Origin of the sequence: Alkalicaulis satelles (assembly GCF_008630495.1) — a bacterium.
Lineage (GTDB): Bacteria > Pseudomonadota > Alphaproteobacteria > Caulobacterales > Maricaulaceae > Oceanicaulis > Oceanicaulis satelles.
In genome coordinates this window covers 755363-776276 of the sequence record NZ_VWOJ01000001.1, presented here as the reverse complement: position 1 = coordinate 776276, position 20914 = coordinate 755363, and the positions used below count along the sequence as shown (strand labels likewise).

At 66.1% G+C, this 20914-nt stretch carries 20 protein-coding genes and 1 pseudogene; 16 read left to right on the top strand and 5 right to left on the bottom strand.

The annotated features are described in order from the left end of the window. Positions 1–9: 9 nt before the first annotated feature. Complete coding sequence (locus tag F1654_RS03740) at positions 10–447, bottom strand: NUDIX hydrolase (protein WP_233205103.1); 438 nt, start codon at positions 445–447, stop codon at positions 10–12. Positions 448–748: 301 nt separating this feature from the next. On the opposite strand from F1654_RS03740, the gene F1654_RS03735 reads away from it, so the two are divergent. The 12 genes from F1654_RS03735 (at position 749) to F1654_RS03680 (ending at position 11885) form a co-directional block, all read left to right on the top strand. After that, entirely contained in the window at positions 749–1177 is a 429-nt protein-coding gene (locus tag F1654_RS03735) for an SET domain-containing protein (RefSeq protein WP_150022139.1), read from the top strand. A 36-nt stretch (positions 1178–1213) separates the two neighbouring features. Continuing rightward, positions 1214–2137 carry a histone deacetylase family protein gene (locus F1654_RS03730; protein ID WP_150022138.1) on the top strand — a complete coding sequence of 308 codons (924 nt, stop codon included), beginning with the start codon at positions 1214–1216 and terminating at the stop codon, positions 2135–2137. A 44-nt stretch (positions 2138–2181) separates the two neighbouring features. Then, positions 2182–2760 (top strand): histidine phosphatase family protein, encoded by a 579-nt coding sequence (locus tag F1654_RS03725; protein ID WP_150022137.1) that lies wholly within the window; start codon positions 2182–2184, stop codon positions 2758–2760. Positions 2761–2855: 95 nt separating this feature from the next. Beyond that, entirely contained in the window at positions 2856–3098 is a 243-nt protein-coding gene (locus F1654_RS03720) for an exodeoxyribonuclease VII small subunit (RefSeq protein ID WP_150022136.1), read from the top strand. A 1-nt stretch (position 3099) separates the two neighbouring features. Beyond that, positions 3100–3459, top strand: coding sequence for a tRNA-binding protein (locus F1654_RS03715; protein ID WP_150022135.1), 360 nt, complete (start codon positions 3100–3102; stop codon positions 3457–3459). After that, the gene (locus tag F1654_RS03710; RefSeq protein WP_233205102.1) at positions 3456–4361 is read left to right on the top strand and encodes a polyprenyl synthetase family protein; all 906 of its coding nucleotides are present in this window, start codon (positions 3456–3458) and stop codon (positions 4359–4361) included. The genes F1654_RS03715 and F1654_RS03710 overlap by 4 nt, the downstream gene beginning before the upstream one ends. A 37-nt stretch (positions 4362–4398) precedes the next feature. Then, on the top strand, positions 4399–6306 hold the full coding sequence (gene dxs, locus F1654_RS03705) for a 1-deoxy-D-xylulose-5-phosphate synthase (protein WP_150022134.1): 1908 nt from the start codon (positions 4399–4401) through the stop codon (positions 6304–6306). A 231-nt stretch (positions 6307–6537) separates the two neighbouring features. After that, on the top strand, positions 6538–9330 hold the full coding sequence (gyrA, locus tag F1654_RS03700) for a DNA gyrase subunit A (protein WP_408628082.1): 2793 nt from the start codon (positions 6538–6540) through the stop codon (positions 9328–9330). A gap of 9 nt (positions 9331–9339) precedes the next feature. Next, the gene (locus F1654_RS03695) at positions 9340–9957 is read left to right on the top strand and encodes a LysE family translocator (RefSeq protein WP_233205099.1); all 618 of its coding nucleotides are present in this window, start codon (positions 9340–9342) and stop codon (positions 9955–9957) included. 10 nt (positions 9958–9967) lie between these two features. Then, a complete protein-coding gene (coaD, locus tag F1654_RS03690) occupies positions 9968–10462 on the top strand; it encodes a pantetheine-phosphate adenylyltransferase (protein WP_150022133.1) in 495 nt (164 codons plus the stop codon). Beyond that, positions 10459–11433 (top strand): peptidylprolyl isomerase, encoded by a 975-nt coding sequence (locus F1654_RS03685; RefSeq protein WP_150022132.1) that lies wholly within the window; start codon positions 10459–10461, stop codon positions 11431–11433. Before coaD ends, F1654_RS03685 begins: the two co-directional genes overlap by 4 nt. Positions 11434–11438: 5 nt before the next feature. Next, the gene (locus F1654_RS03680) at positions 11439–11885 is read left to right on the top strand and encodes a peptidylprolyl isomerase (protein WP_150022131.1); all 447 of its coding nucleotides are present in this window, start codon (positions 11439–11441) and stop codon (positions 11883–11885) included. Positions 11886–11977: 92 nt separating this feature from the next. Here F1654_RS03680 and F1654_RS14160 read toward each other — a convergent pair. The 4 genes and pseudogenes from F1654_RS14160 to F1654_RS03660 form a co-directional block, all read right to left on the bottom strand. Next, positions 11978–12359 (bottom strand): annotated as a pseudogene (locus F1654_RS14160) (DDE-type integrase/transposase/recombinase). 100 nt (positions 12360–12459) lie between these two features. Continuing rightward, positions 12460–13386, bottom strand: coding sequence for a formylglycine-generating enzyme family protein (locus tag F1654_RS03670; RefSeq protein WP_150022130.1), 927 nt, complete (start codon positions 13384–13386; stop codon positions 12460–12462). Further along, positions 13387–15153 carry an arylsulfatase gene (locus F1654_RS03665; RefSeq protein WP_199200440.1) on the bottom strand — a complete coding sequence of 589 codons (1767 nt, stop codon included), beginning with the start codon at positions 15151–15153 and terminating at the stop codon, positions 13387–13389. Next, positions 15128–16789 (bottom strand): sulfatase-like hydrolase/transferase, encoded by a 1662-nt coding sequence (locus F1654_RS03660; RefSeq protein WP_150022128.1) that lies wholly within the window; start codon positions 16787–16789, stop codon positions 15128–15130. Before F1654_RS03660 ends, F1654_RS03665 begins: the two co-directional genes overlap by 26 nt. A 133-nt stretch (positions 16790–16922) precedes the next feature. Between F1654_RS03660 and F1654_RS03655 the strand changes: the two genes are divergently transcribed. From F1654_RS03655 to F1654_RS03640, 4 genes are read left to right on the top strand one after another with little or no spacing between them, the layout of a single operon-like run. Next, positions 16923–17594, top strand: coding sequence for a TetR/AcrR family transcriptional regulator (locus F1654_RS03655; protein ID WP_199200439.1), 672 nt, complete (start codon positions 16923–16925; stop codon positions 17592–17594). A gap of 20 nt (positions 17595–17614) precedes the next feature. Further along, on the top strand, positions 17615–18649 hold the full coding sequence (locus F1654_RS03650) for a glutathione S-transferase N-terminal domain-containing protein (RefSeq protein ID WP_150022126.1): 1035 nt from the start codon (positions 17615–17617) through the stop codon (positions 18647–18649). A 4-nt stretch (positions 18650–18653) separates the two neighbouring features. Next, on the top strand, positions 18654–19313 hold the full coding sequence (locus tag F1654_RS03645) for a glutathione S-transferase family protein (RefSeq protein WP_150022125.1): 660 nt from the start codon (positions 18654–18656) through the stop codon (positions 19311–19313). Next, the gene (locus F1654_RS03640; protein ID WP_150022124.1) at positions 19313–20587 is read left to right on the top strand and encodes a DsbA family protein; all 1275 of its coding nucleotides are present in this window, start codon (positions 19313–19315) and stop codon (positions 20585–20587) included. The genes F1654_RS03645 and F1654_RS03640 overlap by 1 nt, the downstream gene beginning before the upstream one ends. The last annotated feature ends 327 nt before the right edge of the window (positions 20588–20914 follow it).

Here is a 20914-nt window from a genome sequence, read left to right as displayed (position 1 = left end):
CGGTGACTCTCATGGCCGGGACATGAGCTCTGAAAGCCGGGCCTGAAGGTGCGGAACGGCGTCCGGGCGCTCCAGAAATGCGTCAATTGTCATGAGGGTCCAGCGTTGCCCCTCGCTTCCGAACCTGATGCTCCGGATTTCATCTTCGGTGACCCTGGCCGCGCAGAAATAGGTGTCCAGTCCCGCAGGCGTGAGACTTTCATAGCGTGTCAGCGTTTGTATGCGGCCGGCTGCGATCTGCAGTCCAAATTCTTCCTCCACTTCCCGGATCACGCACTCGACAGGGCTTTCCTGATCCTCGCGGCCTCCCCCTGGCAGATCCCACAGGCCGGGGAACGGTATCCCCTGCTTCTGATCGCGCTGGTAACAGACCAGCATCGAGCCGCAGATCAGCGCGATCTTGGTTCCGCTGAACGCGTTTCCATTCCACATCCCGCGCTCCTTCATCCCGGCCTTCAACGGCGCTGAGCTTGAGTGGATTGCCAGGCGGGGCGTTGTGTCAACACACGAGAAATGCCTTTGGCGCGTGTCGCGGACGCATCAGCACAGACCGATTTCGGCGGTCAAGGCCCGCACCGGCGCCGGGTTTTTCAAGTCATGACCGCCCTGCCCCAAAAACGCCGCTTGCTTTTTTCGTATTTCGCGCATCATAGGCGGCGGAGCGTCGCACTCTGCGGACGGCGTTCGAATCGCGTCCGCCACTCTGCCGGCCCCCGTCGACGCGGGGCGCCTTCAGGCGTTCTGAACCATGTTGCTCATCGACACCTATGTCGGCCCGAGCGCGATCGAAGGGGTGGGCGTTTTCGCCGCCGAATTCGTGCGCGCCGGTCAGCCGATCTATCGCTTTGAACCGGGCTTTGACCGGCTCATCTCGCCATCCGATCTGGCGGCCATGCCTGAGTCCATCCGCCGTTTCATCGACCGCTATACCTATCCCCACCCGTCTGATTCCGCGCTTCTGGTGCTGGATGCGGACAATGGCCGCCACATGAACCACTCGAGCGATCCCAACACCAATTTCGCCGATGCGGTTTATGGCTACGCCATCCGGGACATCGCCGCGGGAGAAGAGATCACCTGCAATTACGCCGAGTTCGAGCCCGGCTTCGTGATGCTGCCCTCCATGGTCAGCAGCTATAAGCGGGCCAACGGGGCGGGGCTGCTCGCCGCGGAATAGTTGCCAACACGCGGGCGGCGGGGCTAGGCAACGGGCATGAAAACGCTCGTCCACTCTCCCGCCGCCAGTCTGGATCATCATCCGCCGCAGGGGCATCCCGAACATGCCGGGCGGCTGCAGGCCGTGCTGCGCGCTATTGAGCAGGCGGGGCTGACGCCGCGCACGCACTTCAAACCCGCCAGCCGTGCGGCGCTGGAGCGTGTGCATGCGCCTGAGCTGATTGACCGGATTGTCGCCACTGCGCCGGAGGCGGGCGAGACGGCGCTGGATGCGGACACCTGGATGAGCCCGGGCTCGCTGAAAGCCGCACTTGAGGCGGCGGGCGCAGCCCTGGACGGCGTGGACGCCGTGATGGCCGGGGAAGCCGAAGCGGTGTTCGTCGCCGCCCGCCCGCCCGGCCACCATGCCGAGCCGGACCGGGCCATGGGCTTTTGTCTGTTCAACACGGTGGCCATCGCTGCCGCCCATGCGCTGGACGTCCATGGGGTCAGCCGTGTGGCGGTGGTTGATGTCGACGTCCATCACGGCAATGGCACGCAAGCCTGGGCCCAGAATCAACCCGCCTGCCTGTTCGCGTCCATCCATCAGGGCTGGATCTATCCGGGCACTGGGGCGGCGCATGAAACCGGGCGTCATGGCAATATCATCAATGCGCCCATGGCGGCGGGCGCGTCCGGTCCGGCCTGGCGGCAGGCGGTGGAGACCGCCATCCTGCCGCGCCTTGAGGCGTTTGCGCCGGAATTTGTGTTCATATCCGCCGGGTTTGACGCGCATCGAGATGATCCGCTGGCCGGGCTGGACCTGGACCAGGATGATTTCGCCTGGGCGGCGTCGGCGCTGGCACGTGTGGCGCGCAGCCATGCCGATTCCCGGCTTGTATGCGTGCTTGAGGGCGGATACGACTGCCCCGCGCTGGAGCGCTCCGCCGGAGCCTTCCTGCGCGCCCTTCAGGCGGCGTGATTCTCGCGCCGCCCTCCGCCATCATCCAGCGTGAACGAGCCGTCATGACCTCATCCAGCGCCACGCCAGGCCAGATCATCATTGCGCGCCATGGCGAGCCGGACGCGAACCGTTATGAGATGGTGGACTGGCGCGGCTATGAGCGCTGGTGGGCGGCCTATGACGAAGCGGGACTTAAGCCAGGGCAGGTTCCGCCCGCCGGCCTGGTGGAGCAGGCCGGTCAGGCGCGCACGGTGTTCGCCTCCACCCTGCCGCGCGCCATCGAGACGGCGCGCGCCTGCGTAGGCGGGCGTGAACTGATCATCGACCCGGTGTTTGTTGAAGCGCCGCTGCCGCCGCCGCGCTGGCCGGGCCGGTTCCCGGCGCGCACATGGGGCGTGTTTGCGCGCTGCACCTGGTGGCTGGGCGCGGCCCGCGGGCGTGAGACGCGTCCCCAGGCCGAGCTGCGCGCCCGCCAGGCTGCGGCCAAGCTGGTGCAGGCGGCTGACGCCGGCCCGGTGGCCCTGTACGCCCATGGCTGGTTCAACCGCATGCTGCGCCCGGCTTTGCGCGCCCAGGGCTGGCGCTGCGTGATCGACGGCCGCGACGATTACTGGTCCTGGCGGCGTTATGAGCGTCGCTGAGGCGATGCCGGGCTGAGCAGCCGCAGGAATGAAAGGTTGATTGCGCGCCCGGTTCCGTCTTCTCTGGATGCGCTGACGCTACGGAGCCCTGACAGATGAGCGCGCCCGCCGATATCGCCAAGCTGAGTTTTGAAGCCGCGCTGGCCGAGCTGGAGGATATTGTCCACAAGCTTGAAAGCGGCGAGGTGGAGCTGGAGAAATCCATCGCGCTCTATCAGCGTGGCGCGGCCCTCAAGGCCCATTGCGAGGCGCGCCTGAAAGACGCCCAGCTGAAAGTCGACAAGATTGTCATCGGCGCGGACGGCAAGGCGTCCGCCGAGCCCGCCGAACTGGACTGACATGGACCCTGACGCCCCAGCTCTGCCCGAGATCACGCCGGACGATTTTTTCCGCGCTGATATCCGGCTGGGTGAGATTCTTACGGCCGATCCCTTTCCCGAAGCGCGCAAGCCCGCCTGGAAGCTGACCATCGATTTCGGTCCGGGCGTCGGAGTGAAGACCAGCTCGGCCCAGATCACAGAACATTATGCGCGCGAGGATCTGCCCGGACGCCGGGTGCTGGCGGTGGTCAACTTCCCGCCCCGCCAGATCGGGCCGGTGCGCTCGCAGGTGCTTGTGCTGGGCGTGCATGATGAGCAGGGCCATGTACGCCTGATCGGGGTGGACGGGCCTGCGCCATTAGGAGCGCGTCTGTCATGAAGGGGCGCGCGCTGTCCGAATACTCCACGGCTCTGAGCGAGGCCGCCGACCGGATCACGGTGGCTCTGGACGCCCTGCTGCCGCGTGCGGACGGGCCGGAAAAGCGCCTGATATCGGCCATGCGTTACGCCGCGCTGGGGCCGGGCAAGCGCATGCGGCCCTTTCTGCTGATCGAGTGCGGGCGCCTGGTGGGCGCTGACGAGCGCGCCCTTTTGCGCGCCGCCTGCGCGGTGGAGTGCGTGCACGCCTACTCGCTGGTTCATGACGATCTGCCGTCCATGGACAATGATGATCTGCGCCGCGGGCGGCCCACGGTTCACAAGGCCTATGACGAGGCGACCGCGATCCTGGCCGGGGATGCGCTGCAGACCCAGGCCTTCGCCATCCTGGCCGACCCCGAAACGCATCCCGATGCGGCCTTGCGCTGCGAGCTGGTCTCGCGGCTGGCTCAGGCGGCCGGTGCGCGCGGCATGGCTGGCGGCCAGATGATCGACATGGCCATCGAAGCAGGAGAGGAGCGCGAGATCGGCGTGATCACGCGCTGCCAGCGCATGAAGACCGGCGCGCTCATCGCGTTCTGCGCCGAGGCGGGCGCGGTGCTGGCGCGTGCGGACAAGGAGACGCGCACCGCGCTGGAGGGGTTCGCCCATGATCTGGGCCTGTGCTACCAGATCGTCGATGACCTGCTGGATGTGGAGGGCGATGAGACCCTGACCGGAAAGCGCACGCGCAAGGACGCCGGACAGGGCAAGGCCACCTTTGTAACCATTCTGGGAGTGGACGGCGCGCGTGATCGCGCGCGTCATCTCGCCGCCCAGGCCAAGGAGCATCTCGTCAATTATGGCGAAGATGCAAAATTGCTGATACAAACCGTAGACTACGTCCTGGACCGCCAGTCCTGACGACCCCTTGCCGGACGGCCCGGCCCCAGGAGCCCGAATGCCCGACACCCCCCATCTCGACCAGATCCGTGTTCCCGGCGATCTGAAGAATCGCGACCTGTCTTTCCTGAACGCCCTGGCTGAGGAATTGCGCGCCGAAACCATCGACACGGTCTCGGTCACCGGCGGGCATCTGGGCGCCGGGCTCGGCGTGGTCGAGCTGACCATCGCCCTGCACCATGTGTTCGACACGCCCGATGACATTCTGGTCTGGGATGTGGGCCACCAGTGCTATCCGCACAAAATCCTCACCGGCCGCCGCGACCGTATCCGCACCCTGCGCCAGGGCGGGGGGCTGTCGGGCTTCACCAAGCGTTCGGAGAGCCAGTACGATCCGTTCGGGGCCGCGCACGCCGCCACCTCCATCTCGGCGGCGCTGGGTTTCGCCGTGGCGCGCGACCTGAAGGGCGAGCACGAGCGCAAGGTCATTGCGGTGATCGGCGACGGCTCCATGTCGGCGGGCATGGCTTATGAGGCCATGAACAATGCCGGGGCGCTGAAGAAGAACATGATTGTCATCATCAATGACAACGACATGTCCATCGCGCCGCCGGTAGGGGCGATGAGCCATTATTTCGCGCGTCAGGTCTCCTCCAAGGGCTATCGGGACCTGCGCAAGTTCGGCAAGCACATCGCCAAGACCCTCGGGGTCGAGACCCAGGCGCGCAAGGCCGAGGAATATCTGCGCGGCATGGCCATGGGCGGCACGCTGTTTGAGGAGTTGGGCTTTCGCTATATCGGCCCGATCGACGGCCATGACCTCGAGCAGCTCACCGCCGTTTTGCGCAATGTGCGCGATGCGGACGAAGGGCCGGTGCTGATCCACGCCGTCACCCAGAAGGGCAAGGGCTACGCCCCGGCCGAGTTGTCTGACGACCGCTATCATGGCGTCTCGCGCTTCAATGTGGTCACCGGCGAGCAGCAGAAGGCGAAGGCCGGGCCGCCGGGCTACACCTCGGTGTTCGCCAAGGCCCTCATCCAAATGGGTGAAAAGGACGAGCGCATATGCGCCATCACCGCGGCCATGCCCGCGGGCACAGGCGTGGACAAGTTCGCCGCGCGCTTCCCGGACCGGGCGTTTGACGTGGGCATCGCCGAGCAGCACGCCGTGACCTTTGCGGCGGGCCTGGCGGCCGAGGGGCTCAAGCCCTTCGCCGCGCTTTATTCCACCTTCCTGCAGCGCGGCTATGACCAGGTGGTCCATGACGTGGCCATCCAGTCCCTGCCGGTGCGCTTCGCCATTGACCGGGCGGGCCTGGTGGGCGCCGACGGCCAGACCCATGCGGGCTCGTTCGATATCGGTTTCATGGGAAGCCTTCCGGGCATGGTCGTGATGGCGGCCGCCGACGAGGCCGAACTGGCGCGCATGGTGGCCACCGCCGCTGAAATCGACGATCGGCCGAGCGCCTTCCGCTATCCGCGCGGGGAAGGTACGGGCGTGGACATTCCCGCCGTGCTGGAACCGCTGGAGATCGGCAAGGGCCGCATCGTGCGCGAGGGGTCAGGGGTGGCGATCCTGTCGCTGGGCACGCGGCTGACTGAAACGCTCAAAGCCGCCGAGACGCTCAGCGCCCATGGCCTGTCAGCCACTGTGGCCGACGCCCGCTTCGCCAAGCCGCTGGATGAAGATCTGATCTTGCGCCTGGCGCGTGAGCACGAGGTGCTGGTGACCATCGAGGAAGGCGCACAAGGCGGATTCGGCGCGTTTGTGCTGCATCTCCTTGCCGAGAAGGGCGTGCTCGACCGCGGCCTGAAGATTCGCACCATGACCCTGCCCGACGTGTTCATCGACCACGACAGCCCTCACGCCATGTATGACGCTGCGCGTCTCAACGCCCGCCATATCACGGCCACGGTGCTGGATGCGCTGGGTCGCGAAGAGGATGCGGCGCGCGCACTGGCCTGAGCATCAGGCGCTTCACCGATCAGGATTGCACGCGCTGGCCAAGCGGGCGCCCGCCTGGCGCCGCTGCGCCCATTTGCTGCGCCCGCCGGGGCTTGCTAGACAGAGACATGAAGGTTCCGGCGTGATTCCGCGTCCGGGGCCGCCCGCCGTTTTGCAGGCCGCGGGGCGCCTCGCCCCGCCTGCGCCGCCAGCCAGGACTGACCGACCTTGAGCGACACGCCGGAAGACCCGATGAAGGACGAGCCCATGCATCAAGGGCCGTCCGGCCCTGCGGGCGGGCCCACCATCGCCATCGAAGACGAGATGAAGCGCAGCTATCTCGATTACGCCATGAGCGTGATCGTCAGCCGCGCCATCCCCGATGCGCGCGACGGGCTCAAGCCCGTGCACCGGCGCATTTTGTGGTCCATGCACGAGCAGGGCTACACTCACGACAAGCAATACCGCAAGTCGGCCCGCGTGGTCGGTGACGTGATCGGTAAGTATCACCCGCACGGGGACTCAGCCGTTTATGACGCGCTGGCGCGCATGGCCCAGGACTTCTCCATGGGCCTGGTGCTGCTGGACGGCCAGGGCAATTTCGGCTCGGTGGACGGCGATCCGCCCGCAGCCATGCGTTACACCGAAATTCGCATGGACAAGCCGGCGGAAGCGCTGCTGGCCGATATCGACAAGGAAACCGTCGATTTCCGCGACAACTATGATGGCAGCGAGCACGAGCCGGTGGTGCTGCCTGCGCGCTATCCCAACCTCCTGGTCAACGGGGCGGGCGGCATCGCGGTGGGCATGGCCACCAATATCCCGCCCCATAATCTGGGCGAGATCGCGGACGCCACGCTGGCGCTGCTGGACAATCCGGCCCTGCCGGACGCTGATCTGCTGGACATCGTGCCCGGCCCCGACTTCCCCACCGGCGGCGAGATCCTGGGCCGGTCAGGCGCGCGCAAGGCGCTGATGGAAGGGCGCGGTTCGGTTCTGGTGCGCGGCAAGACCTCGATAGAGACGATCCGTAAGGATCGCGAGGCCATCATCATTCACGAGATTCCCTATCAGGTGAACAAGGCGACCATGATCGAGAAGATCGCCGAGCTGGTGCGCGAAAAGCGCATTGAGGGCATCTCCGATCTGCGTGACGAATCCGACCGCTCGGGCATGCGCGTGGTGGTGGAGCTGAAAAAGGACGCCAATGCCGAGGTGATCCTGAACCAGATGTTCCGCTGGAGCCCGCTGCAGCAGAGCTTCGGGGTCAATATGCTGGCCCTGATCGGCGGGCGCCCGCAGCAGGCGGGCCTGCGCACCTTCCTGGAAACCTTCATTGATTTCCGCAAGGACGTGACCGCCCGCCGGGCCAAGTTCGATCTGAGGAAGGCGCGCGAGCGCGCCCATATCCTGATCGGCCTGGCGGTGGCGGTGGCCAATATTGACGAGATCATCCGCCTGATCCGCGCCGCGCCCGATCCGGCGAGCGCGCGCGAGCAATTGCGCGAGCGCGCCTGGCCGGCCGCGGACGTGGCCTCGCTGGTGGCGCTGGTGGCCGATCCGCGCTCGGTGATCCTGGATGACAACACCATCCGCCTGACCGAAGAGCAGGCGCGCGCCATTCTGGACCTGCGCCTGAACCGCCTGACGGCGCTGGGCCGCGACGAGATCAGCGACGAGGCTGAAAAGCTGGCCGTGCAGATCGCCGACCTGCTGGACATCCTCAAAAGCCCGGTGCGCATCCGCGAGATCATCCGCGACGAGCTGACGGCTGCGCGCGACGCCTTCGCCGTGCCGCGCCGCACCCAGTTCGCCGAGGGCGATCTGGAGATCGAGGACGAGGACCTGATCCCGCGCGAAGAGATGGTCGTCACCCTCACCCATGGCGGCTATGTGAAGCGCACCGCGCTGTCCACCTACCGCGCCCAGAACCGCGGCGGGCGCGGGCGGGCCGGCATGGCCATGAAGGACGAGGATTTCGTGGCGACGCTGTTCGTCGCCTCCACCCATGCGCCGCTGCTGTTCTTCAGCTCCGACGGCATGGTCTACAAGACCAAGACCTGGCGCCTGCCGCTGGGCGCGCCCAACAGCCGGGGCAAATATCTCACCAATCTCCTGCCTTCGCTCAATGAGGGCGCCTGGATCACCTCGGTGATGGCCCTGCCCGAGGATGAGGAAAGCTGGGACCAGTACGATGTCATGTTCGCCACCACCGAAGGCACGGTGCGGCGCAACAAGCTGTCCGACTTCGTGCAGGTCAACCGCAATGGCAAGATCGCCATGAAGCTGGAGGAAGCCGGCTCGCGCATCCTGGATGTGCGCCTGTGCCGCGAGGGCCAGGACGTGCTGCTGGTCACCGCCTCGGGCAAGGCGATCCGCTTCCCGGTGGGCGATGTGCGGGTGTTCGCCAGCCGCAATTCCACCGGCGTGCGCGGCATCCGCATGGGCAAGGGCGACAGCCTGATCTCCATGGCGATCCTCAACGGCATCGAGATCAGCCGCGCCGAGACCCGCGCCTATATCAAGCGCCGCCGCGCTGAAATGCGCAGCGAGGGTGAAGAGGCGCTGGAGGTTGAAGAGACGGCCGATGACGCCGCCGAGGAGGGCGGTGAAGACGCGGGCGAGGACATCACCCTGTCGGACGTGCGCTATATGGAGCTCTTCGCCAATGAGGAAATGCTGCTGACCGTGGCGGCCTCGGGCATGGGCAAGCGCGTCATCGCGTATGAATACTTCACGCAAGGGCGTGGCGGGCAGGGCGTGTGGACCAAGGACAAGCGCTTCCCCGAACCGCTGGCGGGCTGTTTCCCGGTCACCGAAGGCGACACGGTGATGGCCGTCACCGATGGCGGCCAGCTGATCCGCTTCCCGGTGGACTCGGTGCGCATCGCCGCGCGCGCCACCAAGGGCGTGCGCCTGATCCGTCTGGGCGAGGGCGAGAAGCTGGTGTCGGTTGTCCGCGTGGCTGAAAGCGGCGAGGATGAGGGCGATGATGAAGCCGGTGATGAAAGCCCGGGCGCCGGCCCCGCTCCCGGAGAAGGCTGAGCTGGCGCGATGATGATGGAACCGGCGACCCTGCTGGCATTTGTGCTGGCGTCAGCCGCGCTGATCGCCGTGCCTGGCCCGAATGTCGCTGTGATCGTGGCGACCGGCGCGGCCCACGGGCGGCGCGCAGCGCTGACTGTCGTGGCGGGCGCAACCCTGGCCCAGGCCGGGCAGATTGCTCTGGTGGCGGCGGGCCTGGCGGCCTTTCTGGCTGCCTTTGGCTGGACGCTGACCGTCATCAAATGGGCTGGCGTCGCCTATCTGGCATGGCTGGGCGTTAGCGCCCTGATGGCGAAAGCTCACACGGGCGAGGCGCGCCCTGTCTCTGCCCGCCGTCTTTTCGCCACTGGCGCAGCCACAGCCTTGGCCAATCCCAAGACACTGGTCTTTCACGCGGCCTTCCTGCCGCTTTTCGTCAGCCCCGACCATCCCGCCGGGCCCCAGCTTTTTATCCTGGGCGGGGTCTATATCCTGGTGGCGCTGACGCTGGACAGCCTGTACGCCGTGCTGGCGGGATGGATGAAGACCGCACTGTCGCGCTTTGACATCCAGACGCTTGCCCGGCGCGGCTCTGGCGTGCTCATGCTGTTTGCGGCGGGCTGGCTGGCCCTGCGCCGCGCTGAGTGAGGTAAGCCTGATGAAACCGCGCGTCGCGCTTTATCCCGGCACGTTCGATCCGCTGACCAACGGCCATCTCGATATCATCGGGCGGGCGGTCAAGCTCTATGACAAGCTGGTCATCGGGGTGGCGCGCAATCAGGACAAGGGTCCGCTCTTTGGCCTGGACGAGCGCGTGGAGATGGCCCGTGAACTGGCCGAGTCGGTGGCTGGCGACACAGTCATCGAGGTGCGCCCGTTCCAGGGCCTGCTTATGCATTTCGCCATGGAAGTGGGCGCCGGATCGATCATACGCGGCCTGCGCGCGGTGTCCGATTTCGAATACGAGTTCCAGATGGTCGCCATGAACCAGCGCCTTAATGCGGACATCGAAACCGTGTTCCTGATGGCCGATCCGCGCCACCAGGCCATCGCCTCGCGCCTGGTCAAGGAGATCGCGCGGCTCGGCGGCGATATCGACGCCTTCGTGCCGCCCCTGGTCAAGCACCGCCTGCTGGAGAAATTCGCCCGATGACTCGTCTTCTCGCTTCCGCCGCCGCCTGCGCCCTGATGCTTGCCGCCGCCGCTTGCGCGGAGAGCGCGGAAAACGCCGCTGAGACCGCTGAAGCCACGGCGGAAAACGCGATCGAGGCGGTTGAATCCGGCGCGCAAGCCGATGCGGCCCAGGCCATTATCGACGCCGCGCCCGAGGCCGCCTGGCGCACGGTGGATCCTGAGAACCTGTTACGCATCCGCACCCGCACCGGCATGGTCTGGGTGGAGATGGCGCCGGAATTTGCGCCCGCCCATGTGGAGCGCATCCGTGAGCTGGCGCGCTCGAACTATTTCGATTTCAAGGTCTTCCACCGCGTCATTGACGGCTTCATGGCCCAGGGCGGCGGCGCGCCGGATAATCCCAACGCCCCTTCCGGCCTGCCCCCTGTGCCCGCCGAATTCACCATCAAGCGCTCGCCGGATACGCTGGAGATCACCGAGATCCAGGAGCGGGTCATCAATCCGCGCGCCAACCGCACCCGCGCCCAGGCCGGGCACTGGAACGGCTTCCCCGCCGGCACCGTGCCGGGCGCCCAGGCCTTCATCCGCGAGGACGGCCAGGTGGAAAGCTGGCTGCTGCATTGTGACGGCGCGGCGGCCATGGCCCGCACCGCCGACCCCAATTCGGGCAACGCCCAGTTCTATATCGTGCGCGGCGAGGCCGAGCATCTGAACGCCGACTACACCGTCTGGGGCTTTGTGCGCGCCGGGATGGACGCGGTGCGCGCCATCCGGGTGGGCACGGTGGGCGAGACCCGCGGCTTCTCGCCGGACTTCATCATGGGCTTCCATATCGCCAGCGATTTGCCCGAGGACGAGCGCCCCACCGTGCAGGTCTTCGACACCGCAACGCCTGACTTCGCGCGCTATATCGAGGCTCTGACCGAGGCCAATAACGGCCGCCAGCCCGATATCTGCACCATCCCCGTTCCCGTTCGCATCACGGAGTAAGCCCCTTGTCCGACACCCTCATCTTCACCCTCGACACCGGGGGCGACGTCAAGATCCGCCTGCGTCCCGACCTGGCGCCCAAGCATGTCGCGCGCATCATCGAGCTGGCGCAGGACGGCTTTTATGACGGCATCACCTTTCACCGGGTGATCGAGGGCTTCGTGGCCCAGGGCGGCTGCCCGCGCGGCAATGGCACGGGCGGGTCCGGGGTGAAAATCCCCGCCGAGTTCAGCGCCGAGCCCCATGTGCGCGGGACCATGTCCATGGCGCGCACCAATGACCCTGACTCCGCCGACAGCCAGTTCTTCATCTGCCTGGACGCCGTGCCCTATCTGGACAACAGCTACACCGTCTGGGGCGAGGTGACCGAGGGCATGGACTTCGTCGACGCCCTGCCCAAGGGCGAACCCCCGCGCAAGCCCGGCAAGATCGTGAAAGCGGTGGTGCAGTAACGGCGCGCGGGATCACGCCCGGGCGCCGGTATCCCGGCTCGGTGGCGTCACACGAACGCGAACGGGTCTCGGTATGGCGCGGCCACCGTTGATCAGGCGACAAGCTGACGCCACCCGGCCAGGGCCGTGTCGCGGTTGGTCTTGAAATTTTCGCGGCTGTTGAGGTGGCGTTCGAGATTGAAATGGTTGTGGACTGAGGAGTGGACGGCGGCGAAGGTTTGAAGACTTCGCATATGCCGGAACCGGAGCATCGCGCGATCGCGTCTACGTTAAGGTAGATGGGAGTTTTCAGCCCGGTTGTTGAGACGCCGGCCCGTTTCCTGGTGCGCTGCGTTACCAATCTCCCGCAGGGCTGCCTTGCTCATGGAGCAGATTCTCGACGTTCCGCAGCGACAGAGGCAAGCGCACATACATTATCACGGCGAGGTGGATGAACTTCGGCAATGTCTTGAAATAGCAGAAGGGACTTTTCATCCGAAACCGCTACGAAACCGCTCCGCCCGGCTCAAGCCGGTTCCCTCTGACAATCCCTTTCAAGCGGTTTCGCTGCGGCCTCACCTCTGAAACGAACGCCTCAAGGCGTTGCGTCCTCCTGTGGCCGCGGTCCACGCCACACCGTCCGGAAGCCCAGATGTTCGGTAGAGAAGGTTTCATCGCCGGGCTGTCGCGCGGCGGGACGGTAGCGGTGGCAATAGGTGTCAGAACACAGGAACGAGCCGCCCTTGATGACGCGGAAGCCCGGACGGTCCCACATCGCCGTGGTCCATTCCCATACATTACCCGCCATGTCGTACAGGCCGTAACCGTTGGGCGGATAACAGCCCACAGGGGCGAGCCCGGCATGGCCGTCCGCGCCGCTGTCCTCGATCGGGAACACGCCCTGCCAGTGATTGGCCATATAGGCGCCGCCGGGCCGCGCCTCGCCGCCCCAGACATAGGGTTCGCCCTCCAGCCCGCCGCGCGCGGCATGTTCCCACTCGGCTTCTGATGGCAGGTCGTGGCCGCGCCAGCGCGCATAGGCCAGTGCATCCTCATAGGCGATCTGGACAACGGGCAGGGCATCGCGGCCTTCGATGCTGCTCCTGGCGCCCTGCGGGCTGCGCCAGCTCGCCTGCGGGTCAAAGCGCCACCAGGTGCGGATATCGGACCAGTCGCGGGCCTGAATACCGGGGCCGAAGACCGCGCCGCCGCCAGCCTCGGGGCCGCTGCGTTCAGCGAGCGTCACATAGCCCGTGGCTTCGACAAACCGGGCGAATTCGCCATTGGTGACGGCGTGGCGGCTGATCCAGAAGCCCTTCACCTGTTCGGTGCGCAGGGGGCGTTCCTCGGGGAAGAAATCCTGCGAACCGAGGGTCACCTCTCCGCCGGGCGCCCACACCATGCCCGTCTCCGGGCGGGCGGGATCCGGCAGGGCAATCTCCATGCACGCGTCCGGCGCCGCTTCCGGTCCGTTGCAGGCGGCGAGGAGAAGGCAGGAGGCAAGGCCGGTCAGAAGGCGCATTCAGGCTTTCCTCCGGCGCAGCCAGAAGAGCCCGCCAAGTCCGGCCAGCAAGACAAGCGGCAGGGCGAGCCATGGCCCGTATCGCTGGCCAAAGGCGCGCCAGCCCAGCATCTCGATGCGGCGCTCCCCGTCGAAATCGGGCGGAACGGGCAATACGCCAAACCGGGCCTCATAGGCTTCATAATCCGCCATCAGCTCGGCGAAGAGGTCCGGACGCTCGCCGGTGAGGTCGCGTGTCTCGCCCGGATCAAGCGTGATGTTGAACAGACGCCACTGCCCGTCGCCATAGGGGCGCATATTGCGCGTGAGCTTGTAATCACCCCGGAACAGGGCGGACTGACCGGACATTTCAAGGCCCACCGCCTCGTCCTCGCCATAGATGCGTTCGGCCTCCCCGCGCAGGAGCGGGGCGAGGCTACGCCCGGTGAAGGGCTCAAACCCCTCCAGCGCTTGCGCGCCTGCCAGATCAAGCAGTCCGGGCGCGATATCGGTGACAATGGAAAAGGCGCTCGCCTGCCGGCCCGCTTCCACGCCTGGCCCGGCGGCGATCATCGGCACGCGCAAGCCGCCTTCGCCCGCATGGAATTTGAAGAAGGAGAGCGGCGAGGCTGAGGCCGCCGCCCATTCCGGCCCGATCCAGGCATAGGTCCCGCGCTCGCCCAGCCTGTCCAGATCGCGCGAATAGCCCTGCATGGCCAGCCAGCCTTGAAAGGCGAGCCGGCGGCCGGGATCATTGAACTCCGGACCATTGTCCGAAACGATCAGGATGATCGTGTTCTCATAGCGCCCGGTCTCGCGCAGCCAGCTCACCAGACGGCCAAAATGATGATCGGCCGCTTCCAGCATGCCGGCGGCCACCTGCCGGTTCATGGCGCTTGCCGCCTGCTCGCGCGGTGACAGATCAGACCAGTTGCGTAGGCCTTCAGGAAACGCCGGCATCGGCGTGCCTTCGGGCGCCAGCCCCAAAGCGATTGCGGCGGCATGGCGCTCGCGGGCGAGCGCTTCCCAGCCTGCATCATACACCCCGTCATAGCGCTCCACATATTCGCGCGGGGCCTGCAGCGGAATGTGGTTGGCCTGGAAGGATACCACCGACAGGAAGGGCCGGTCCGGGTCTGCTTCGTCCAGATAAGTGATCATCTGATCGACAATGAAGGCGGAGGAGTAGAAATCCTCCGACAGTTCCTCCACGAACTCGAAATCCTCCCACCACTCGGCGCGCGTGTAGTGGGGCAGATAGGTGCGATGCTCCCAGTTGTCCGCGCCAGAAGAGTCCAGCACGAAGCTGCGCTCAAAGCCGCGCGCTGCGGGCAGGCTGGTTTCAGAGCGGCCCAGATGCCATTTGCCGGTAATGAGGCTGGTATAGCCCGCCGCCGACAGATGTTCGGCAATGGTGGCGACGCGGGTGTTGAGTTCGCCCTCATGGCCGGGCTGGCCCAGCTGTTCGGGCAGCATGAGATGCTCCAGCGTCGGCAGGCCGGTCAGATGGCTGTCCACGCCTGTCATCAGCATGGCCCGGCTCGGCACGCAGGTCGGCCCGACATGGAAATTGGTGAACATCGTGCCGCGCGCCGCTTCGGCGTCGAAGTGCGGGGTGCGTATCTCGCTGCCATAGGCGCCAAGATCGGTGAAGCCGATATCGTCCAGAATGACGATCAGGAAATTGGGCCGGTCTTCACCCCAGGCGGCTGGCCCGCCCAGCATCGCCAGCAGGAGGCCGAGAAGCGCCGCGCCTGAACGCCTAGTTGGGCCAGTAGACATGTTCATCACCTTCCTCATGCGGTCTTCCGAGCGGCCGGTCGACATTGACCGGCATCTCCACGATGGACGGCCAGAGCGGGTCGGCCTGTTCCGCCTCATGGGCGTCCAGAAGCGCCAGAAGGGCCGCCACGCGCGCTGGTTCGACGTCCGACAGATCGGTCTGCTCGAAGGGGTCGTTTGCAAGGTCAAAGAGCCATGTCCGGTCTGGTCTCGCCGAGACCTGCAGCTTCCAGCCCTGATGGATCACGGCGCGGTAATGCCCGCTGCGCCAGAACAATGTCTCGTGGGGCGCGCCATCGGCCTCGCCAGTGAGGAAGGGCGCCAGATCCCTCCCGTCCATCACCCGGTCCTGCGGCAGGTCCACGCCCGCAATGCCAGCCAGCGTCGGCAGGATATCAATCTGCTGCGCCAGGCCATCCATCCTGCTGCCCGGCTCGATCACGCCGGGCCAGCGCACGAAGGTGGGCACGCGGATACCGCCGTCAAAGAAGGTCGCCTTCCAGCCCCGATAGGGATCATTGATGCCGGGAATGCCGATATAGTGCGCCCCGCCATTGTCGGAGGTGAAGATCACGATCGTGTTGTCAGCAAGGCCATTGGCCTCCAGCGCGTCGAGCACTTCGCCCACGCTTCTGTCCAGCGCGCGGATCATGGCGCCGTAAACGCGCGTGGGATGGTCCTCGATATGGGCCAGAGCTTCATAGTCCTCGCGCCTGGCCTGTAGCGGTGAATGCGGCGCCCAATGGGCGAGATAGAGGAAGAAGGACCGGTTGCGGTTGGCCTCGATCACGCGCGTGGCCTCTCGCGTGAAATAATCGGTGAGATAGATGTCCGGCGCAAAGCGCGGCCCTGTGCCCTCGCGCACCGCCGCCCGGCCGACGGCCCAGTAGACTTCGTCCAGCGGATCGAAATCCTGGCGGGCTTCCACCACGCTTGCATCGCCTGCAGGCGCGTAGAGCAGGCCGGCCAGTTCCAGGCTTTCATCAAAGCCCTGCGAGACGGGATCGGAGCCCTGACTGCCGCCCAGATGCCATTTGCCGACCAGCACGGAGTGATAACCGGCCCGGCCCAGCAGTTCGGGCAGGGCGATCTCGCTGGCGGGCATGGCCATATCGGCAAACTCGCCCGCCTGCTGGTCCAGCGCATGAAACACGAAAGGCGGATCAGAGGGCTGGCGGTTCTGCGCGCGCGAGATGATGCGCGCCATGGCAGGCGGCATGGGCGTGAACTCGAAGCCGAAGCGGGTGGGATAGCGTCCGGTCATCAGCGCCGCGCGGGAGGGCGCGCAGGTCGCGCTGGCCGCATAGGTCTGCGTCAGTTGCACGCCTTCGCGCGCCAGCCGGTCGATATTCGGCGTTGGCAGCGCGCCTCCCGACAGCCCGCCATGCAGGCTGATATCATTCCAGCCCAGATCGTCGGCGACGATCAGGACGATATTGGGCAGATCCCCGCGCGCCTCGGCCGTGTCCGGCCCCTGCGCCCACTCCACCGGTCTGCTGGGGCTGATCGGATCGCGCATATCCTGTATGAGACCCGGCAGGTAGATGACATAGCGGTCAAACGCGAACCAGCCGCCAATCCCCAGCGCCAGCACGACACCTATCGCGGCAAGGCTGCGCGTACCGAACGGCCCGATGCGCATGGCGTCTCCTCCCTTGTCTTCCGCAGTTCTGCACGGCCTGTCCGATCAGGGCTTGCCGGGTGTGCGAAAATTATTATACACACGTATAATTAATATCGCCTGCCTGTCCATCAAAAATGAGAACAGACACTCCATGCCGCTCCCGCACACCGATCCTCAGGCCCCGTCACGCCGCCCCGGACGGCCCGCAAAGGCGGACCCGGACCAGCAGCGCCAGCAATTGCTGACCGTGGCGGCGGCCCATTTCGTGAAGTCGGGGTTTGAAGGCGCGTCGCTGCGCGCCATCGCCAGCGAGGCCGGGCTCGCCCATGGCCTGATCCGGCATTATTTCGGCGCCAAGGATGCGCTGTGGGAGGCGGTGGCCGACTATCTTTTCGGGCAGATGCAAGAGGCGATGGTGAACGCGATCGCCGGGCTGGACGCCAGCGACCCGGTCGCCCGCATGGAAGCGCAGGTGCGCGCCACGGTGCGCACCTCTGCGCGCATCCCCCATCTGGCGGGCTTTGTGATGCAGGCAGGCATTGCGGGCGGGGACCGCTATGACTGGCTGGTCGAGCATTATCTGCGCCCGGCCTACCAGTTCTCGCTGGAGCCTTTCCATCAATTGCGCGCAGAAGGCCGGGCGGCGTTCATCGACCCTCATTTCGCGTTCATGCTGTCCACCAATGCGGCCATCGGCCCGTTCGCGCAGGCCGCCAATGCGCGCGCGCTGGCGGGTATGGAGCTGACCGATCCGGACACCGCGGACGCCTATGCCGATGCCCTGATCGCCATCCTGAAACACGGCGTATTGCGCCAGAGCTGAACCAGGGAAGGAGATACCCCATGCTGCCCGGCGAGTATCTGATTTACGGCTGCGACCCGTCCTATTTCACCCGCATGGTGGAGGCCGCTGCGCGCTATATGCGCATACCCCACAAGGCGCTGCCGAAATCACCCGACGTGCGCGAACGGCTGGAAGCGCGAGCCGGCACGCATCTCATCCCCGTGGTGGAGACGCCTGAGGGCTGGGTCATCCATGACTCCACCTACATCATACAGCTCTTCGACATGCGCTTTCCTGACAGGGCCGTGATCCCGCCCAGCCCGGCGCAGCGCATTTTGTGCCGCGTCATCGATGACTGGATCGATGAGTGGTTCACCCGCGCCGCGCTGCATTTCCGCTGGGTGACCGATGAGGGCGCCCGCGAAGGGGCGGCGGCCATCGCGCGTGATCTGGGCGGCGCGCCAAGGGACCGTGAGCCCAATGCCGACGAACAGGCCATGGTGCAGGCCGTCGCCGATTTCATCCTGCCCTGGGGGCGCAAGGCGATGGGCGTCATGGCCGCCGGGCCGGACCATCAGGAAAAATTGCGCACCGAGCTCGCGGCCTTTCTCAAACTGCTGGAGGCGCACTACGCCGTCATGCCGGGCCTGTTTGGCGAGCGCCTGTCCATGGCGGATCTGAAAATCCTTGGCGCGATGAAGGCCCATTTCATCAGTGACAGCGTGGCCCGCGCCTTCGTGTCCGAACACGCGCCCGGCCTTATCGGCTGGACCGACCGCACATGGGAACGGGTCGATGAAGGGGAGACATGGCTCGCCGGGGACGAGATCCCCGAAACACTCGAACCGCTCTTCCCGCTATTGCTGGACGGGTTCGGCGTCTTCCTGCCGGAGAACCGCAGGGCGGTGGAAGCGGGCGAGAAATGGACGGAGTTCAAACTCGCGGGGCAGTCTTTACGCATTCTCACCCGCCCCGATGCGGAAAAGGCCCGTCAGGCCATCGTGGCCGAAATCGCGTCCATGCCCGCAGGTGATGCCAAAGCCGCCAGAGCTGCGCTCGCCAGCCGCGGCCTGCTCTTCCTCTACGAGGACTAAGCCCATGATCGATCTCTACACCGCGCCGACGCCCAATGGCTGGAAAATCTCCATCGCTCTGGAAGAGCTGAGCCTGCCCTATGAGGTGAAAGTGCTCCAGCTCCAGAAGGGCGACCAGAAGGCTCCGGACTATGTGAAGCTCAATCCCAATGGGCGCATCCCGACAATCGTTGATCACGAGGCGGGCGGGCAGGCGGTGTTCGAATCCGGCGCCATTCTGCTCTATCTCGCCGAAAAGACCGGCAAGCTGATCCCGGCAGACCCGGCCGGGCGCTGGCAGGCGATACAATGGCTATTCTGGCAGATGGGCGGGCTAGGCCCCATGCAGGGTCAGGCCAATGTCTTCTTCCGCTATCTGCCGGAGAAAATTCCGCTGGCCATTGACCGTTACCAGGGCGAGACGCGCCGCCTCTACGAGGTGATGAACACCCGGCTGGGTGAGGCGCCGTATCTGGCGGGCGAAGAATATTCCATCGCCGACATCGCCTGTTTCCCGTGGGTGTTCGCCCATTTCTGGGCCGGTGTGGATCTCGGTGGGCTGGACCATCTCAATGACTGGAAATCCCGGCTGGAACAGCGCGCCGCCGTGCTGACGGGGCTTGGCGTTCCGCCCCTGCCGGACCTTGAAAAGCTCGCCGATGCCGGGCGGGACATGGTGACCTGATGCCTGCTCCGCGCACCCTTGGCCCCGCCCTGATCACCAGCCCGGCCATCCGGACTGCCCAGCGCGCTCTCGCGGGGCTGAAACGGCGCGCGACCTTCTCCCGGCCGGCGGTGCGCTATTTCCATCAGGCCGATGATCCCTATTCCTGGCTGGCTGCGCGCGCGCTACCCCATCTTGAAGAGGCTTATGGCGTGCGCGTTTTGCCCTTCCTCGCGCCGCCACCCGACGAGGCCGCTGCGCCGGACCGGGAGCGGCTTACCGGCTGGTCGCGGCGTGATGCGCAGACCCTCGCCGCGGGGCTCGGTCTGACGCTACCGCCGGATACCGCGCCGGATGCAGACGGCGTTCGGGTGGCAGAAGCCGCTCTGGCCGGCATCACGGACGCGCGCATCTTCGCCGCCACGGCCGCGGCCATCGAACACGCCTGGCGCAGCGGCGAGGCCGTGCCGGAGGCGACGGGGAAGCCGGAGCAGGCTCTGGCCAGGGGCGCGCGCGAGCGCAGGCGCCTCGGCCATTATCTCGGCGGCACTTTCCAGTTCGAGGGCGAATGGTATTGGGGGCTGGACCGGCTGCACTATCTGGAAGACCGGCTGGCCGCGATCGCGGGGCGGAAGGCGGCGTATTTCAGCCCCCGGCGCGAGGTCACGCTTCAGCCCGCCGGGTCCAGCCGCCGGCCGGTGCTCGACGCCTTCATCTCCCTGCGCAGCCCCTATAGCTATATCGCCATGGAGCGCCTGATCGCGCTGGCGGAGGCCCACAAGGCCGAGCTGCGCCTGCGCCCGGTCCTGCCCATGGTGATGCGCGGCCTGCCCGTACCCACCGCCAAACGGCTCTATATCGTGCGCGATACAAAGCGTGAGGCGGAACGTCTTGGCCTGCCCTTCGGGCTCATCGCCGATCCGGTGGGGCGTCCAACGGAACGCGGCCTTGCCGTGACGTTCCACGCGATGAAGACTGGCAAGGGCGCAGCCTTTGCGCATTCGTTTCTGAAAGGCGTGTTCGCCGAAGGCATTGATGCTGGAAGCCGCAAAGGCCTGTTGAGGCTCTGTGAGCGGGCCGGACTGTCACAAGCGGATATGGAGGCCGCGCTGGCCGATGAAAGCTGGCGCGCTGAAGCCGAGGCCAATCGCGAGGCCATGCTGGCGCTCGGCATATGGGGCGTGCCGGCCTTCCGCGTCGATGACCGGCCCGCCCATTGGGGCCAGGACCGTCTATGGGCGGTGGAGGACGATCTCAAGGGCGAGTCAGGCGAAGGTGATCGGGTTTCGGCATAGCCGGTCCGCTGGCGAACAGACGGCTCAGACCTTATTCATGAGGCGGCACGCCGGCCAGGCCTCAAACCGGGCTGCAGCGCCGAATTCATGCCGAGCCCCAGGCCGGCAGGAGTCTGCTTGCCGCCTGACCACCGGTGGCCGCGCATACCGAGACCCGTTCGTGTTCGTCTGACACCTCTGAAATCACGCCCGTTCCAGCGCCCGAAATCACGCTGCGGCCCGAAAAACATTACTTTTCCCTGTAAACGCCAAAAGCGAACCGCGCCTCAGGCAATCTGAGACCAGGCGCCATGTCGGCCGTAAAAAACGCGGCGTCTTGCGTCTCGG

Bases quoted from the DNA above. Each gene is read 5' to 3' on its own strand.
- F1654_RS03740 (WP_233205103.1), bottom strand. From the start codon at position 447: ATGAAGGAGCGCGGGATGTGGAATGGAAACGCGTTCAGCGGAACCAAG.
- F1654_RS03735 (WP_150022139.1), top strand. From the start codon at position 749: ATGTTGCTCATCGACACCTATGTCGGCCCGAGCGCGATCGAAGGGGTG.
- F1654_RS03730 (WP_150022138.1), top strand. From the start codon at position 1,214: ATGAAAACGCTCGTCCACTCTCCCGCCGCCAGTCTGGATCATCATCCG.
- F1654_RS03725 (WP_150022137.1), top strand. From the start codon at position 2,182: ATGACCTCATCCAGCGCCACGCCAGGCCAGATCATCATTGCGCGCCAT.
- F1654_RS03720 (WP_150022136.1), top strand. From the start codon at position 2,856: ATGAGCGCGCCCGCCGATATCGCCAAGCTGAGTTTTGAAGCCGCGCTG.
- F1654_RS03715 (WP_150022135.1), top strand. From the start codon at position 3,100: ATGGACCCTGACGCCCCAGCTCTGCCCGAGATCACGCCGGACGATTTT.
- F1654_RS03710 (WP_233205102.1), top strand. From the start codon at position 3,456: ATGAAGGGGCGCGCGCTGTCCGAATACTCCACGGCTCTGAGCGAGGCC.
- dxs (WP_150022134.1), top strand. From the start codon at position 4,399: ATGCCCGACACCCCCCATCTCGACCAGATCCGTGTTCCCGGCGATCTG.
- gyrA (WP_408628082.1), top strand. From the start codon at position 6,538: ATGAAGGACGAGCCCATGCATCAAGGGCCGTCCGGCCCTGCGGGCGGG.
- F1654_RS03695 (WP_233205099.1), top strand. From the start codon at position 9,340: ATGATGATGGAACCGGCGACCCTGCTGGCATTTGTGCTGGCGTCAGCC.
- coaD (WP_150022133.1), top strand. From the start codon at position 9,968: ATGAAACCGCGCGTCGCGCTTTATCCCGGCACGTTCGATCCGCTGACC.
- F1654_RS03685 (WP_150022132.1), top strand. From the start codon at position 10,459: ATGACTCGTCTTCTCGCTTCCGCCGCCGCCTGCGCCCTGATGCTTGCC.
- F1654_RS03670 (WP_150022130.1), bottom strand. From the start codon at position 13,386: ATGCGCCTTCTGACCGGCCTTGCCTCCTGCCTTCTCCTCGCCGCCTGC.
- F1654_RS03665 (WP_199200440.1), bottom strand. From the start codon at position 15,153: ATGAACATGTCTACTGGCCCAACTAGGCGTTCAGGCGCGGCGCTTCTC.
- F1654_RS03660 (WP_150022128.1), bottom strand. From the start codon at position 16,789: ATGCGCATCGGGCCGTTCGGTACGCGCAGCCTTGCCGCGATAGGTGTC.
- F1654_RS03655 (WP_199200439.1), top strand. From the start codon at position 16,923: ATGCCGCTCCCGCACACCGATCCTCAGGCCCCGTCACGCCGCCCCGGA.
- F1654_RS03650 (WP_150022126.1), top strand. From the start codon at position 17,615: ATGCTGCCCGGCGAGTATCTGATTTACGGCTGCGACCCGTCCTATTTC.
- F1654_RS03645 (WP_150022125.1), top strand. From the start codon at position 18,654: ATGATCGATCTCTACACCGCGCCGACGCCCAATGGCTGGAAAATCTCC.
- F1654_RS03640 (WP_150022124.1), top strand. From the start codon at position 19,313: ATGCCTGCTCCGCGCACCCTTGGCCCCGCCCTGATCACCAGCCCGGCC.